Source organism: Cyanobium sp. Morenito 9A2, from assembly GCF_024345575.1.
In the GTDB taxonomy this organism is placed as follows: Bacteria; Cyanobacteriota; Cyanobacteriia; order PCC-6307; family Cyanobiaceae; genus ATX-6F1.
The window spans coordinates 274,703-289,914 of record NZ_JAGQBJ010000002.1 but is presented as its reverse complement, the minus strand read 5'-3'; the positions used below and the strand labels follow the sequence as shown (position 1 = coordinate 289,914).

Annotated in this window: 16 protein-coding genes; 3 read left to right on the top strand and 13 right to left on the bottom strand. The window is 67.1% G+C overall.

The genetic code is table 11. The features are described 5' to 3' along the window. Positions 1-218 precede the first annotated feature (218 nt). Genes KBY88_RS04950 through KBY88_RS04930 form a run of 5 tightly spaced genes read right to left on the bottom strand, consistent with a single transcriptional unit; the run spans position 219 to position 3,744 of the window. Positions 219-374, bottom strand: a complete 156-nt coding sequence (locus KBY88_RS04950) for a hypothetical protein (RefSeq protein WP_254938789.1) — start codon at positions 372-374, stop codon at positions 219-221. Then, the gene (bioD, locus tag KBY88_RS04945) at positions 371-1,024 is read right to left on the bottom strand and encodes a dethiobiotin synthase (protein WP_254938788.1); all 654 of its coding nucleotides are present in this window, start codon (positions 1,022-1,024) and stop codon (positions 371-373) included. Before bioD ends, KBY88_RS04950 begins: the two co-directional genes overlap by 4 nt. Further along, positions 1,021-1,860, bottom strand: coding sequence for a methyltransferase domain-containing protein (locus tag KBY88_RS04940; RefSeq protein WP_254938787.1), 840 nt, complete (start codon positions 1,858-1,860; stop codon positions 1,021-1,023). The genes bioD and KBY88_RS04940 overlap by 4 nt, the downstream gene beginning before the upstream one ends. Then, a complete protein-coding gene (locus KBY88_RS04935) occupies positions 1,853-2,584 on the bottom strand; it encodes an alpha/beta fold hydrolase (protein WP_254938786.1) in 732 nt (243 codons plus the stop codon). The genes KBY88_RS04940 and KBY88_RS04935 overlap by 8 nt, the downstream gene beginning before the upstream one ends. After that, entirely contained in the window at positions 2,575-3,744 is a 1,170-nt protein-coding gene (locus KBY88_RS04930; RefSeq protein ID WP_254938785.1) for an aminotransferase class I/II-fold pyridoxal phosphate-dependent enzyme, read from the bottom strand. The genes KBY88_RS04935 and KBY88_RS04930 overlap by 10 nt, the downstream gene beginning before the upstream one ends. A gap of 51 nt (positions 3,745-3,795) precedes the next feature. Here KBY88_RS04930 and KBY88_RS04925 point away from each other — a divergent pair, with 51 nt between their 5' ends. Further along, the gene (locus KBY88_RS04925; RefSeq protein WP_254938784.1) at positions 3,796-6,675 is read left to right on the top strand and encodes a DEAD/DEAH box helicase; all 2,880 of its coding nucleotides are present in this window, start codon (positions 3,796-3,798) and stop codon (positions 6,673-6,675) included. Positions 6,676-6,679: 4 nt separating this feature from the next. Here the strand turns inward: KBY88_RS04925 and purB are convergent, their stop codons facing one another. After that, the gene (purB, locus tag KBY88_RS04920) at positions 6,680-7,975 is read right to left on the bottom strand and encodes an adenylosuccinate lyase (RefSeq protein WP_254938783.1); all 1,296 of its coding nucleotides are present in this window, start codon (positions 7,973-7,975) and stop codon (positions 6,680-6,682) included. Positions 7,976-8,317: 342 nt separating this feature from the next. Here purB and KBY88_RS04915 point away from each other — a divergent pair, with 342 nt between their 5' ends. Then, positions 8,318-9,202 (top strand): TlyA family RNA methyltransferase, encoded by an 885-nt coding sequence (locus tag KBY88_RS04915; protein ID WP_254938841.1) that lies wholly within the window; start codon positions 8,318-8,320, stop codon positions 9,200-9,202. Positions 9,203-9,244: 42 nt separating this feature from the next. Here the strand turns inward: KBY88_RS04915 and KBY88_RS04910 are convergent, their stop codons facing one another. Next, positions 9,245-9,583 carry a P-II family nitrogen regulator gene (locus KBY88_RS04910; RefSeq protein ID WP_254938782.1) on the bottom strand — a complete coding sequence of 113 codons (339 nt, stop codon included), beginning with the start codon at positions 9,581-9,583 and terminating at the stop codon, positions 9,245-9,247. 434 nt (positions 9,584-10,017) lie between these two features. On the opposite strand from KBY88_RS04910, the gene queF reads away from it, so the two are divergent. After that, complete coding sequence (gene queF / locus KBY88_RS04905; protein WP_254938840.1) at positions 10,018-10,461, top strand: preQ(1) synthase; 444 nt, start codon at positions 10,018-10,020, stop codon at positions 10,459-10,461. Here the strand turns inward: queF and KBY88_RS04900 are convergent. The 6 genes from KBY88_RS04900 to apcA form a co-directional block, all read right to left on the bottom strand. Next, positions 10,449-11,759 carry a cytochrome c biogenesis ResB family protein gene (locus tag KBY88_RS04900; RefSeq protein ID WP_254938839.1) on the bottom strand — a complete coding sequence of 437 codons (1,311 nt, stop codon included), beginning with the start codon at positions 11,757-11,759 and terminating at the stop codon, positions 10,449-10,451. The two genes, queF and KBY88_RS04900, sit on opposite strands and share 13 nt — an antisense overlap. Before the next feature lie 32 nt (positions 11,760-11,791). Beyond that, the gene (locus tag KBY88_RS04895; RefSeq protein ID WP_254938781.1) at positions 11,792-12,526 is read right to left on the bottom strand and encodes a cytochrome c biogenesis CcdA family protein; all 735 of its coding nucleotides are present in this window, start codon (positions 12,524-12,526) and stop codon (positions 11,792-11,794) included. Between the two features lie 18 nt (positions 12,527-12,544). Beyond that, positions 12,545-13,762 carry an FtsW/RodA/SpoVE family cell cycle protein gene (locus KBY88_RS04890; protein WP_254938780.1) on the bottom strand — a complete coding sequence of 406 codons (1,218 nt, stop codon included), beginning with the start codon at positions 13,760-13,762 and terminating at the stop codon, positions 12,545-12,547. A gap of 118 nt (positions 13,763-13,880) precedes the next feature. Further along, a complete protein-coding gene (locus tag KBY88_RS04885; protein WP_254938779.1) occupies positions 13,881-14,081 on the bottom strand; it encodes a rod-capping linker protein CpcD domain-containing protein in 201 nt (66 codons plus the stop codon). Positions 14,082-14,117: 36 nt separating this feature from the next. Beyond that, the gene (locus tag KBY88_RS04880) at positions 14,118-14,606 is read right to left on the bottom strand and encodes a bilin-binding protein (RefSeq protein WP_254938778.1); all 489 of its coding nucleotides are present in this window, start codon (positions 14,604-14,606) and stop codon (positions 14,118-14,120) included. A gap of 39 nt (positions 14,607-14,645) precedes the next feature. Beyond that, positions 14,646-15,131 (bottom strand): allophycocyanin subunit alpha, encoded by a 486-nt coding sequence (gene apcA, locus KBY88_RS04875; protein WP_254938777.1) that lies wholly within the window; start codon positions 15,129-15,131, stop codon positions 14,646-14,648. Positions 15,132-15,212: the final 81 nt, after the last annotated feature.

The window sequence follows — 15,212 nt, the reverse complement described above, 5'->3', positions numbered from 1 at the left end:
AAGGCGGCTCAGGAGTGGCTGCTCGAGTGGCGGCCGTCAGGCCTTGGCCGATCAAGGGCTGGCAGCTCGCCATGGGGCGGCCCACAAACATCAGATCACCCAGCGGCAGAGGGTCCGATGACCCACCATTCAGGGATTGTTCCGTCAGCGGCCCATCCAGCACTGGCCGGCGAACAATGGACCATGACGCCAAGACCGACAGAACAGGGACCAGGCAATCAATGGCAGATCTTGGAGCTGTGTTCGTTGGCCGTGGCCAGGGGGCCGCAGCTGAACCAGCGGTAGACCCCGACCTCGATGTCGGTGAACAGCACCAGGATGCCGGCACACAGGCCAAACAGGGCCCCCGTCACAAGCAGGTGGGTCTTGCTCATGGGCGCAGGTTAGGGCCCATCTGCAGGCGATCGCCCAGTCCGATGACCTGCCATTGCTGGGCCAATGCCTCCCGATCCAGCCGTAGGAGGGGGGGCAGTTGGGCGAGCACCGGCGCGCCCGAGAGAGCTTCGAGGGTGGCGGCGTTGTTGGGATGGGACGGACCGTTGAGCACGATCCCCAGCAGGGGGAGTCCGCGCCGGTCCAGGGCCTCCAGCGAGAGCAGGGTGTGGTTGAGGGTGCCCAGGCCGCTGCGGGCCACCAGCAGCACTGGAAGGCCCCAGAGGCGCAGCTGCTCGATCTGCAGCCAGTCCAGCCGCAGGGGCACCAGCAGCCCTCCGGCCGTCTCCACCACCAGCGGGCCGCTTACCGCCGGCAGTGCCAGGCGGGCCGCCTCGATGCGCAGTCCCTGCTGCTGCGCCGCCCAGTGGGGCGACACCGGGGCCGCCAGCCGGTAGGCCTCCGGCAGCACCCGATCAGAAGGCAGCTCCAGCAGCTCCCGCACCCGGTCGCTGTCGCCGCCGCCCTCCAGGCCGCATTGCACGGGTTTCCAGTAGGTGGCCCCCAGCCCCTGCACCAGCAGGGCACTGACCACGGTCTTGCCCACATCGGTGTCGGTGCCGCAGACCACCAGCCGAAGCGCTTCTGTCACGGCCGCCGCCTGGGCTTTTGACCCACGAGGATCTGCAGCTCCCAGCTCAGAACCTTCACCCTTCCCTGGCTGGGCCAGTGGGCCTCCAGGGCCCGCAACTCCCCTGCCGACAGGGGCTTCACGCGGCTGGCGCTGGCCCCGAGCACCTTGAGCTCGCGCAGCAAGGCCAGGGCGCTGGGGGCTGTGCGGCTGAATGGCAGCCTCCGCTCGACAAGCAGCTCCAGCCAGGTGCCGCAGGTCGCTTGCAAGTCCTGGGCCTTGGGGAGGGGCAGGGCGCTGCAGGGCACATCCGCCGCCTGGGCCGCCTGCTGCCATTGGCGAAAACTGCCCTGGGTGGGCACCGCCAGCACCAGCCAGCCGCCGGGCTGGAGCGCCCGGCACCACTGATCCAGTTGGGCCAGGGGCTGCTCCAGCCAGTGAAGGGCGAAGCTGGAGGCCAGCAGGGCCGCGCCCTCCAGCTCACCCGGCAGCCCCCCGTTGAGATCCCAGAGCAGGGATGGAGCTGGTGGGGTGCCGTCGGCTCCAGGACAAGCGGAGCGCTCCCCCTGGTGCAGCAGCTCGGCGCAGTGGTCGAGGCGCAGCAGGGTGAGTTCAGGCCGCTGGGCCTCCAGGGCCCGCGCCAGCAGGCCACTGCCCGCCCCCAGATCAGCTGCGGGCCCTGGAGGCAGGGGCAGGTCGCGGCTGAGGTGGCCCAGGCGCCAGGCCACGGCCCGCTGCAGGTGGGCGCGCTTGTCGTAGTTCGGGGCGCTGCGGGCGAAGCGCCGGCGCACCTCCTGCGGGAAGGGTTCGGTTGGCTGAGGGGGGCTGCCGCCGGGCTTCGTGAGCAGATCAACCATGGCCGCTGACCTCCGTGGAAAGCGCCGCTTCCAGCCAGTTCAGCACTGGAGTGAGCAGATCGGCCCGCAGCAGGCTGTGGCCGACGCCCGCCAGGGTCCAGTGGCTGGCCCTGGGGAGGGCTTCCACCAGCAGGCGGCGGCTCTCAGGGGCCACGATCCGGTCGTCGCCCGCCTCCACCACCAGCACCGCTGCGCTGGCTGGAAACGCTTCCGGCGGCCCGGTGAGGCGGCTGAGCCGCTCGAGGTCGGCGAGCAGGCGACCCTGGCCGGCGGGGGGCACCCCCTCCTCCCGGGGCCCGGCGGGCAGCAATTCCTCGGGGTCGGGGGCGGCGGCCTGGGCCAGGAAGTCCTTGAGTAAGCCATCGCTGTCGCCGTTGCGCAGGCGCCTGGTCATGGCCTCCAGGGCCAGATGTCCACGGCGCCCGGGGGCTCCTGGGGGCACGAAGCGCCCAAAGCTCGCCAGCAGCACCACCGCCTCGGCCGCGGCCAGCACCGGCGACGGCACCAGGTGAATCCCCATGGAATGCACCAGCAGGGCGCGGCGTCCCGTGCCCGACCACTGCGGCTCTAGCGGCACTTGCTGGCCGTAGCCCCGCTCCCCCCAGTTCAGGCTCCAGCCCCGCCTGGCGGCGGCCGACCCCCAGGGGGCCCAGGCGCGGTGGTCGCCCCCCCAACCGTGCATCGCCAGCAGCTGCACATCCCCAGCAGGATCGCTCAGCGCCATCGGGCCAGGGCCTCCAGCAACTGCTCCAGGGTGCCGGGCGGCAGGTCGCGGCACAGCACCAGCCGCAACCTCGCCGTTCCAGCCGGCACCGTGGGTGGGCGGATCGCCACGCTCAGTAGGCCCTCAGTCTCCAGGTGCCGTTGCAGGTCCAGGGCCCGATCGTCCTCGCCCACCAGCAACGGCAGGATCGGCCCCTGGCCTGCCACCAGCGGCCAATCGGCCGCCGCCAGGGAGGTTCGCCATCGCTCGGCACGCTCCAACAACTTCGACCCCAGGTCGGGAGTTTCCTCCAGCAGATCAAGGGCGGCCAGGGCTGCCGCCGCCAGGGGCGGGGCCAGGGCGGTGGAGTAGCGGAAGGCGCCGGAGCGCTGCAGCAGCCAGTCGCCGAGCAGATCGCCCGTGGCCAGGAAGGCACCGCCACTGCCGAAGGCCTTGCCGAAGGTGCCGCTCACCAGGTGCACCCCTTCCAGCCCGTGGGCCAGCCCGCGTCCGCCGGGGCCCAGCACCCCCAGGGCATGGGCCTCATCGATCAGTAGCAGGGCCGAATGCTGTTGGCAGAGGGCCGAGAGCGCCGGCAGATCGGGGCTGCTGCCCTCCATGCTGAACAGGCTCTCGCTGAGCACCACCAGGCGCCGCTCGGCAGAGCTGGCCCGCGCCTCGCCCAGCAGCCGATCCAGAGCGGCCAGGTCGTTGTGGGGGAAGCGGCGCAGCTGGGCGCCGGAGGCCTGCACCCCCACCAGCAGGGAGTGGTGGATCAGCCGGTCGGCGAGCACCAGGCTGTGGCGATCGGCCAGGGCCGCCACCGCAGCGATGTTGGCCTGGAAGCCGCTGGGAAAGAGCAGCACCCGCTCCCGCCCCAGCCAGGCGGCCAGCCGCGTCTCCAGCTCGCTGTGGACCGGTCGGCTGCCGCACACCAGCCGCGAGGCCCCCGCCCCCACCCCACCCGAGGCGATCGCGGCGCAGGCGGCCTCCTGCAGCCGAGGGTGCGAGCTCAGGCCAAGGTAGTCATTGCTGGCCAGATTCAGCAGCGGGATGGCACCGGCCCCCTCAGGCCGCAGGCCCCCAGCCGCCGTGGGCTGGAAGGCACGCAGCAGGCGCCGGCGGGCGTTCGGCAGGCGCCCCAGGGAGCGGCGCAGGGGATCAAGGGGGTCGGCGGCCAAGGGAAGCGGCAGGGCCCGGAGTGGGCGCAGTCTGGCCAATAGGATTCCCTGATGCCGACCGCCAGCTCCGACGTTCCGCCCCTGGAGGAGCTGTTCCCGTTTCTGCTGGATCCATTCCAGCTCGAGGCGATCGACGCGCTCAACCAGGGTCATTCGGTGGTGGTGAGCGCCCCCACCGGCTCGGGCAAGACGCTGGTGGGCGAGTACGCGATCTACCGGGCCCTGGCCCACGGCCAGAAGGTGTTCTACACCACACCCCTCAAGGCGCTCTCGAACCAGAAGCTGCGGGATTTCCGCGAGCAGTTCGGGGCCGAGAACGTCGGTCTGATGACAGGTGATCTGAGCGTGAACCGGGAGGCGAAGGTGGTGGTGATGACCACCGAGATCTTCCGCAACATGCTCTACGCGGAGGTGGATCGCGGCGACGATCCCCTCGCCGATGTGGAGGCGGTGGTGCTCGATGAGTGCCACTACATGAACGACTCCCAGCGGGGCACGGTCTGGGAGGAATCGATCATCCATTGCCCGTCATCGGTGCAGCTGGTGGCCCTGTCCGCCACGGTGGCCAACGCCGGGCAGCTCACCGACTGGATCGACAAGGTGCACGGGCCCACCCGGCTGGTGCTGAGCGATTTCCGGCCGGTGCCCCTGGCCTTCAGCTTCTGCAGTGCCAAGGGGCTGCACCCCCTGCTCAATGAAGAGGGCACTGGGCTGCATCCCAACTGCAAGGTCTGGCGGGCTCCGAAAACCACCCACCGCCGCGGCCCCAAGTCCCCCAGGCCGCCCCAGCCGGAGGCGGCGCCGCTGCCGTTTGTGGTGGCCCAGATGGCCGAGCGCGACATGCTGCCGGCGATCTATTTCATCTTCAGCCGCCGCGGCTGCGACAAGGCCGTGCGCGACCTGGGTCGGCTCAACCTGCTCACCAACGAGGAGCAGTCCCGGGTGAGGGCGCGCCTGCAGGCCTTTGTGGCCTCCACCCCCGAGGCCGTGCGCGAAGGGGGCCACGACGATGCCCTGCTGCGGGGCATCGCCGCCCACCACGCCGGCGTGCTGCCGGCCTGGAAGGAGCTGATCGAGGAGCTGTTCCAGCAGGGGCTGGTGAAGGTGGTGTTCGCCACCGAAACCCTGGCGGCCGGGATCAACATGCCCGCCCGCAGCACCGTGATCTCGGCCCTCTCCAAGCGCACCGATCGCGGCCACCGGCCGCTGATGGGCAGTGAGTTCCTGCAGATGGCGGGCCGGGCCGGCCGCCGCGGCCTCGACACCCAGGGCTATGTGGTGACGGTGCAGAGTCGCTTCGAGGGGGTGCGCGAAGCGGGGGAGCTGGCCACCAGCCCCGCCGATCCGCTCGTGAGTCAGTTCACCCCCAGCTACGGCATGGTGCTCAACCTGCTGCAGCGCTATGAGCTGCCCAAGGCCAAGGAGCTGGTGGAGCGCAGCTTCGGCCGCTACCTGGCCACCCTCGATCTGGTCGACGACGAGCGCCGCATCAGCGAGCTGCGCCAGCAGCTGGAGGGTCTTTCGGGCCGTGTCAGTGATGTGCCCTGGGACGACTTCGAGCTCTATGAAAAGGAGCGGGCCAGGCTGCGGGAGGAGCGGCGCATCCTGCGGATCCTGCAGCAGCAGGCGGAGGAAACCCTGGCCCATGAGCTCACCCTTGCCCTGCGATTCGCCAGTGAGGGCACTTTGGTGAGCCTCAAGGCACCCCAGCTCAAGGGTCGGGTCACACCGGCGGTGATCGTGGCCAAGGTGGAGGGCAGCGGTCAGTTCCCGCTGCTGCTCTGCCTCACCGATGAGAACGTCTGGATCCTGGTGCCCTGCCATGCGGTGGTGAGCCTCCATGCGGAGCTCAGCTGCCTGCAGGTGCGCGATGTGGACGCGCCTGAGCTGCACCACCCCGGTGAGCTGCGCCACGGCGACCAGGCCAGTGGCGGGCTGGCCCTGGCGGTGGGCTCCATGGCCCGGCGCCACGACATGGCCACCCCCCAGTACGACCTGGCCGGGGAAGTGAAGGCTCAGGCGTTTCTGGTGCAGCAACTGGAGCAGGCCCTCGAACTCCATCCCGCCCACAGCACGGGCGATCGCAAGCAGATCAAGAAGCAGCACCGGCGGATGGAGGAACTCGAGGAGGAGATCGGCGAACGCCAGCGCCTGCTGCACCACCGCTCCAACCGCCACTGGGACACCTTCCTGGCCCTGATCGACATCCTGCGCTTCTTCGGCTGCCTGGAGGATCTCGAGCCCACCGACATCGGCCGCACCGTGGCTTCCCTCCGGGGCGACAATGAGCTCTGGCTGGGGCTGGCGCTGATGAGCGGCCACCTCGATGAGCTCGAACCCGCCGAACTGGCGTCGGTGCTGGAGGCCATCTCCACCGAGGTGAACCGCCCCGATCTCTGGAGCGCCTTCAACACCCCGCCCGCCGCCGAGGAGGCCCTGCACGATCTCGGGGGCATCCGCCGGGAGCTGCTGCGCCAGCAGGAGCGGGCCGCCGTGGTGATGCCTCTCTGGTACGAGCCGGAACTGATGGGGTTGGTGCATGCCTGGGCCAAGGGCACCAGCTGGAACGACCTGATCGCGGGCACCTCCCTCGATGAGGGCGATGTGGTGCGGATCATGCGCCGCACGGTGGATCTGCTGGCCCAGATCCCCTACGGCGAGGCCCTCAGCGAACAGCTGCGCGGCAAGGCCAGGCTGGCCCTCAAGGCGATCAACCGCTTCCCGGTCTGCGAGCCGATCGATCTGCTCAGCCCCGTGGGGGCGGGCCTCAATCCGGCCACGGCCAAGGCCGTGCCGCCACCGCCCACTCCTGGCGCGGCAACGGCCAATCCCCCTGCTTCAGAGCCCCAGATCACGGGTGATGAGCTCAACGGGAGCAGTGGCCCCGAAGCCAGCTCAAGCGAAGGGAGCCTCACGGAACAGGCGGCCTGAGGGATCAGATCGCCAACCGCTCCCAGATCACGTTCAGGTTCTCCTGGTGCAGATCGGTGGCAAAGCATTCCGCCAGCTGCCCGGGGCCCAGCCGCGCCGTGACGGCCGGATCAGCTTCGAGGTTGGCGCGGAAGTTGCCGCCGCTGGTGTTCCAGGCGCTGTGGGCATGCTCCTGGACGATCCGATAGGCCTCCTCGCGGCTGAGGCCGCTCTCCACCAGAGCCAGCAGCACCCGCTGGCTGAACACCACACCGCCATAGACATTGAGGTTGCGCGCCATGTTCTCGGGGTAGACCCCCAGGCCCTTGATCACCGCGGTCATCTCCCGGAGCATGAAGTGCAGGGTCACCGAGCAATCCGGCAGCATCATGCGTTCCACCGAGCTGTGGCTGATGTCGCGCTCGTGCCACAGGGCCACATTCTCCAGGGCGGCCACGGTGTAGCTGCGCAGCACCCGAGCCAGGCCGGAGATGCGCTCGCTGCGGATTGGATTGCGCTTGTGGGGCATCGCCGAGCTGCCCTTCTGGCCCTTGGCGAAGTTCTCCTCCACCTCCAGCACATCGGTGCGCTGCAGGTTGCGGATTTCGGTGGCGATCCGCTCCAGGGTCGCCCCCACCAGCGCCAGGGTCTGCACGTACTCAGCGTGGCGATCGCGGGAGATCACCTGGGTGCTGGCGGTGTCGGGCACCAGGCCCAGCGCCGCGCAGGTGAGCGCCTCCACCTGGGGATCGGTGTTGGCGTAGGTGCCCATGGCGCCGCTGATCTGGCCCACGGCCACCACGGTTTCCAGCCGCTCCAGTCGCTCGCGGTTGCGCTCGGTCTCCGCCAGCCAGCCCGCCACCTTGAAGCCGAAGGTGATCGGCTCGCCGTGGATGGCGTGGGAGCGGCCGATCATCACCGTGCCCTTGTGGGCCCGGGCCAGTTCCCGCAGCGCTTCGGCAAGGGAGCTGAGTTCCGTGCGCAGCACCGCCACCGAGTCCTTGAGCTGAAGGGCCAGGCCGGTGTCGAGCACATCAGAACTGGTCATGCCCACGTGGATGTAACGGCCGGCCTCACCCACGTGCTCGTTCACGTTCGTGAGGAAGGCGATCACGTCGTGGCGTACCTCCGCCTCGATCGCCTCGATCCGCTCCACCTCGAAGGCGGCCTTGGCGCGGATCTCAGCGAGGGCTTCGGCCGGCACGCGGCCCAGCTGGCTCTGGGCGGCGGTGGTCGCGATCTCCACGTCCAGCCAGCTCTGGAACTTGGCCTGCTCGCTCCAGATGTGGCCCATCTCGGGCAGGGTGTAACGCTCGATCAAGGGCCAGCGCGTGGCGACGTCGCACCCAATGTATGGGGCTGGCTTGCGGCGCTTGGAGCGAGGCCCTGACCATGCGGCACGGCAGCCGGTGGGCCACCTCCCCTGGCACCTTCTTCCCCCAGCGTTGCTGGTTCAACCAGCAAGCAGGCAACGGGCCAAATCAGATCGATCATCGCCGCCGGGGGAGGGTCCAAAGGGATCGGCGGGGCTGCGCTACGGCCGACGTCCTCATTCGCGCTACCCCATGGCGCTGGGGCTGACGCCTGTCATCCTCAGGCCGATCGGGAGCGATCAGGGCAACCTGCGGGGTTGGTTCCGATTCCCCTGTGGTTGGATGGCGCGATGGCCCAGAAACGCCGACTGGATCTGCATTTGCTGACCCTCGGTCTGGTCGAGAGCCGCCAGCAGGCCCAGCAGCTGATTCGTGCCGGTCGGGTGCGTGCCGGTGATCGGGTGCTCGACAAGCCTGGCATGGAGGTCGCACTTGATCTGGAGCCGCAGGTCAGACATCTGCCGCGCTACGTCTCCCGAGGCGGCGAAAAGCTGGTGCGCGCCCTCGAAACGTTCCCGATCCAGGTGGAGAGACGCATCTGCCTCGATGGGGGCATCTCCACCGGTGGCTTCACGGACTGCCTTCTGCAACGCGGAGCCCAGCGGGTGTATGGCATTGATGTCGGCTATGGCCAGACGGCCTGGAGCCTGCGCACCGATCCGCGGCTGGTGCTCATGGAGCGCACCAACCTGCGCCATCTCCAACCCGAGCAGCTCTACGGCCCAGAAGAGCCCCGGGCGGATCTGGCGGTGGCGGATGTGTCGTTCATTTCGTTAGGGTTGGTACTGCCAGCCCTTCAAGGGTTGATGGCGCCTGAGGGGCAAGAGGCGGTGCTGCTGGTCAAGCCTCAGTTTGAGGTGGGGCGTTCCCGGGTTGGGAAAGGTGGTGTGGTGCGGGATCCAGACGCCCACATCGAGGCGATCGAGGTGGTGATCGCTTCTGCACTGCGCCTGGGCTGGTGGGCGGCGGGTCTTGTGGCCTCTCCGCTCACCGGACCGGCCGGTAACCATGAGTATCTGCTCTGGGTTCGAGATGCTTCCTTGGCGCTAGCCGGTCCATCGGCCGACATCGGCGTCCCTCTGTCGGAAGCGTCAACATTGGATCGAGCCGCCATAAAAAAACTGGTGGCCAGCACGCTGACCACCAAGGAATCTGATCTGCCCTTGTCGAGCTGATCAGAGGAATAGTGGGACGTGCCCACCACCCAGGGATAGCCCTCAGATCGCGCTGCTGTCCTTGTCACCCGTGCGGATGCGGATCACCGACTCGATGTTGGTGATGAAGATCTTGCCGTCGCCGATTTCACCAGTGCGGGCGGCATCTTGGACCGCCGTGATAACGGTATCCACACGGTCATCATCAACGACGACTTCCAGCTTGAGCTTCTGCAGAAACTCGACTGTGAATTCCGAACCACGATAACGCTCGACCTGGCCTTTCTGTCGCCCGAATCCACGCACTTCGCTCACAGTCATGCCGACGATGCCGGCATTCACCAAGGCGAGTTTGACGTCCTCAAGCTTGAAAGGGCGGATGATGGCCTCAACTTTTTTCATGGATCCGGGGATTCATTTCAGGGGGAGTGTCCCAGGACAGTGCCTGAGAGGTGGAGAGAGAAGCGTCCTGGCAGAGGAGTTCAGCTGAAGCCCTGCCATTTCAGGAATGGACTCCAGCCATTAGGCCGCAGGCGCTGGACAGCTGGTGTAGCCATTGCTACGGGCCTGTCCTTGAGCGGTGACGGGCCAAGACGAAGTTTGCTGGACCAAGATGGGCCAACGACGGTGATGCGGGGACGGAGGACCCCTGGTCTCATCTCCTGTCTAGACGGTTGAGTTGTCCACGGCGAACAATCGTCTGATTTCGTTTGGGATCGTTGTAAAGAATCCTCCGTTTCGTAGCATCTTGAACAAGAAAGGCCCCTTCCCGATCCATGGCGACTCCCGCCCCCAGCGCCCCCTCCCCTGAGGCGGCAGCCTCCACTGACGGGAACCTGGCCCACGGGCGCCCCGCCGCCGACCACCCGGCGAGCTCCACGTCCACGGCTGTCACCAGCACACCCCTCTACGGCCAGCGGGCAATCGAGCAGGCCCAGCTGATCTGTTTCGGCAACCCCGCCGGCGGCCGCCCCTATGAGGTCTCGATCACCCTGCCGGAATTCACGTGCCTCTGCCCGTTCTCGGGCTATCCGGATTTCGCTGTGCTGCGCTTGATCTATCAGCCTGGCCCCCGGGTGCTGGAGCTCAAGGCCCTCAAGCTCTACGTCAACAGCTGGCGCGACCGCATGATCTCCCATGAGGAAGTCGTCAATCGCATCCTTGATGACCTGGTGGCAGCTGCCCAGCCAGGCTGGGTTCAACTCGAAGCCGACTTCAACCCCCGCGGCAACGTGCACACGGTGGTGCGGGTCAGCCACGGCACCCGTCAGCCCTGCTGAGGAGCGTGCAGGCTTCCAAGGAGCAGGGGCAGCTCACTCGCGAAGGCCGTGAGGTTGCGGTTGCAGAGGCCGCCCACGTGCAGGCGCTGACGATCTGTCTCAGCGATCGCCCAAAGCTGACGGGTGGCCACCAGGCTGAGCCCGCATCCCACCAGGGCGATCGCGAATCCGGCATACACGAGTGGCACGCCTGGGTCACGCTTGAGCAGCAGGCCGCTGGCGGGCAAGATCGAGGCCACTCGCAGGGGCAGTCCGTTCACCTCCAACGGCACCCCGCCGGGAACGAGACGGCCCAGCAGGCGGGCGTCGCTGGCGTAGATCTCTACCGGTCCGGCCTCGTTGGTCACACTCAGCAGCACGGGATCGCTGCCATCGGGGCGAGTGGGCAGCACCAACCCCCAGATCTGGTTGCCGAATTGGGGAAAGCTCTGCAGAGGCAGCTCCAGCAGCGGGCTTTTGCCCAGTTGCAGCGTGATCGCCGCCAAAGCCCAGTCCGCCTGGTAGATGGTCATGCCCTGGTGCCGCAGGGGGTGGTTGACGCTGATTTCGGCGCGTTGCTCCTGGGCTGGGGCATCAGCCTGGGCGGGGTTTTTGAGCAGCAAGCGCGAGCGGAACTGCTCCGGCCGCCCAGCGGGGTCGCGGTCGATGCCGAACTGCTCCAGCACCAAGGTCAACTGGCCCTCGCCGCGGCGATCGAGCAACTCGAGCTCGTGGCCCGGAGCCAGAAAGCGCTCCACCCGCTGGCCCCCCAGGGCTCCCCAGGCCGATCCCACCAACAGCACCACAAGCCCCGCATGCACCAGCAGGGGCCCCACCCGGCCGGCCACGCCCTTGCGGGCCGCCAGTCGACCCGCCTGGCTCTGAACCCGCCAGCCCCGGGCGGTGAGCAGGGCCCCCAGGCGATCGAGATCAGCCTGGGGTTCAGGGGAGGCCACGGTCTCCGCCACGCTCAGCTTGCTGAGCTGACGCGGGGAGCTGTAGTCGACCCAGCGCAGGGCGGCGCGCAGGGCCGGCCACTGGCGGCGCCAGCTGCACAGCATCAGGGACAGCCCGAGCCAGCCCAGCAGCGCCAGGAACCAGTCACTGGAATAGAGGTGATCCAGTTGGAGGGTCAGGATCCCGTCCCCGCGCACGAACCCCAGCCAGGGGGTTTCGTCGTAGAGGCGGTGATAAAACTCGCTGCTTTCCTGCTGGGGGATCGCGGTGCCCAGCCCGCTGGCGATGGCCACCACCAGCAGCAGCACGATCGCCAGACGGAGATCTGAAATCCAAGCGGCCACTCTTCCCAGGGCATTCAGCAACGGTGCGGCCAACTCGGGCGAGGCAGAAGTCATGGCAGCTGAGCCAGCAATGTGAGGCCGCCGGTGAGCACCAGCACGACGCCACTGATCGCCGGAACCCAGCGTCCGACGGAGCGCAGGGCCAGCAGGCGGGGCAGGCTGGCCGCCAGGGTTCCCACCAGCAGCAGGGGCAGCACCTGGCCCAGGCCGAAACAGGCCAGCAGCACCATGCCCACCACCGGCTTGCCGTTCTGGGCCATCCAGGCCAGCAGCACCGCCAGCACCGGCGTGGTGCAGGGGGAGGCCGCCAGCCCGAAGGCCAGGCCCGCCGCCAGGGGCGCCAGGGGGGCCGGCACCCGTTGGCGCCAGCGATCCGGGTCGGGGCCGGTGGGCAGGCGGAACTTCAGCAGGCCCAGCAGGTTGAGGCCCATCACCAGGGCCAGGGCCGCCACCAGCCCTGAAATCAGACCCGGAACGCGCCCGTAGAACAGACCCAAGAGGCCGCTGGCGAGCCCAAGCAGCACCAGCGACGCGACGATGCCGAGTGCAAAACTGAGGCTGCGCACCCAGGGCCTCCGCTGCCGGTCGCTGAAGCCGGCCAGATAGGCCAGGGTCACGGGCAGCAGCCCCAGGGAGCAAGGCCCCAGGCTGGTGAGCAGTCCGCCCGCCAGGACGATCGCAAGGGTGAGCGGGCCTGGGGTCGCCAGGGAGGATCGCAGCAGCTCTTCAGTCCAGCGGGCCAGTTCGGCTAACTGTTCAACGAGGGTCAGCCCGAAGCTGGTCATGGGGGACTGGCACAGCCCTCACCCTATCGGGGCGACCCGCGGGTGCCGCCTGCGAGGACGGCCCGAATCATGCCCCGCGGATTCCAGGGAGCAGCGGATCAGCAGGCCGGCGGTGAGCAGACTGGCGAGCAGCGAATTGCCTCCGTAGCTGATCAGCGGCAAGGGCAAGCCAGTGGTGGGCATGGCCCCGCTGGCCACGGCGATGTTCAAGATCGATTGGCCCACCAGTAGGGCGGTGCAGCCGATCGCGATCAGCCGCTGTTGATTGCTGCGGCAGCTCAGGGCCACCCGCAGCCCCACGAAACCGAACAGCAACAGAAAAAGGAGCAGCATCACAGAGCCGACGTAGCCGAATTCCTCGGCATACACCGCAAAGATGAAATCCGTTGACTGGATCGGCAGGTATTGAAGTTTCTGGGTGGAGAGTCCGAAGCCCTCCCCAAAGGGTCCTCCTGAGCCGATGGCCAGAAGACTTTGCACCAGCTGATACCCATCGCCCTGGGCATCCTCCCAGGGGTTGAGGAACGAAGTGACGCGGACCCTTTGGTAGGTGTTGATCATGATGCTGGACACCCCCACCAGCCCCCCAACGACAGCGGTGGCCAGCAAGGCGCCCAGGTTGAGACCGGAAGCCAAGGCGATAAGCCAGAGCAGCAAACCGGTGAGCGCCGCCGTGCTCAGGTTGGGTTGCTTGAGGATCAGCAGGATCAGTCCCCCGAACACCGCCAGCCAGAGCAGTTTCTGATCGAGGGCGATGCGTTTCCAGTGGGCGAAAAGCGCAGCACCTTGAAGCACAACGAAAGGCTTGACCAGTTCAGACGGTTGGATCTGGATGGGGCCAATCACCAGCCAGCGGCTGGCCCCATTCACGGTGCTGCCGGCCACGAGGGTGGCAGCCACCATCAGGCAGCCCAGAAGCAGCGCTGGCCCTGCCAGCCTGGTCCAGCGGCGCAGGTTGACCCTAAGGGCCAGCAGCAGCAGCCCCCAGCTTGCTGCCATCCAGAGCAGCTGACGCTTGAGGTAGTAGGTGGCGTCTCCCATTTCTCGTTCGGCCACCCACCAGCTGGCGGAGGTGAGGATCAGGATCCCCAGCAGGCTCCAAATCGCGACCAGGACCAGCAACAGGCGTGCTTCGGCCGGCCAGAGGGCAAAGGGAAGGGGCAGAAGACCAGCCTTGGAAGGGGCTGAACTCGGATCAGTGTTGGGAGGGCGAGTCGCGATGCCGGGCAAGGCCATGGGCTTAGGGGAGCATCATCTCAGCCAGCCGTAGGCCGTACAGGCTGAGTGTACGGACAAAAAAAAGCCCGGCCAGTGCCGAGCTTGAATGATTGGGAGGTGAGGCGAGCGAAACGATTCAGTTACCAACGTTGATCTGACGCCGGCCTGTAACAAGCTCGACTTTCAGAATCTTTCCGCCCTGCTTCATGATGCGCTGTTGTTCAGCGAACCAACTTTGAAATGGTACCCACTTTGTGAAGTAGGTGTTTTGCAACTCGCGTTGGGTCCTTGCCTTTTCAGGGCACGGAATGCATGCTGTGATCTTGAACAGGCGCATGGGTTGTGATCCTCGCGGGGGTAGACCGTTGTGGAATCAGTTGCCCAGGCCGGAGCTGATGTAGTCGAGGTAGACACCCAACTCCCGGCCGGCTTCAGGGCCCACCAAGGCGGCGGCCGATTCCTTGATGGCCTGGATGGATTGAACCGTGGCACCAATGGGTACGCCCAAGGAGTTGTAGGTCTCCTTGAGGCCATTCAGGACACGCTCGTCCAGGATCGACGAATCACCTGCGAGCATCGCGTAGGTGGCATAGCGCAAGTAGTAGTCGAGGTCGCGAATGCAGGCTGCATAGCGACGGGTGGTGTACATGTTGCCACCCGGACGGGTGATGTCCGTGTACAGCAGCGTTTTGGCGACGGCATCTTTGATGATGGCCGCCGCATTAGCCGAAACAGTGGCGGCAGCGCGAACGCGCAGTTCTCCGCTGGCGAAGTACTGCTCAAGACGACCGATGGACGAATCGTCGAGATACAGACCCTGAACGTCAGAAAGATTGATGACGTTGGTGATCGCGTCTTGCATAGGTCCGAGGAAGAGGCGGTGGAGAAGGGGTGGGCAGCCTCAGGAAAGGGCGCCGATGACGTAATCGAAGTAGAAGCCAGCCTCTTCGGCGTCAGCTCCGGTGAGCAGCGTGCTGGAGGCGGACTTGAGTTCGCGTACGGCTTCCGCCACAGCTTCCACAGGGGTGCCGAGAGCGCGGTACATCTCACGAGCCCCAATGATGCCGATTTCCTCAATGGGCGTGACATCACCGGCCACGACCCCGTAGGTCACCAGGCGCAGGTAGTAGTCGATGTCACGGAGACAGGAGGCCGTCATCTCTTCGCCGTAGGCATTGCCTCCCGGAGAGATCAAATCAGGACGCTTCTGAAAAAGGGCGCCGCCGGCCTGCTTCACGAGACGTTCCCGGCTCTCGCTCAAGACCCGAGCCACACGAAGCCGACGTTGACCGCCGGAAACGAATGACTTGATCTGGTCGAGTTCACCAGGGCTGAGGTAGCGGGCTTCGGCGTCCGCGTTGATGATCGAGTTGGAGACGATGCTCATGCAGTTCTGCCTCGAAACAAGCGGTCGCCGTGAAGGTGACCGATATCCGGTGGGTAAGGGTGGATGCCTGTTGCTCTTTGA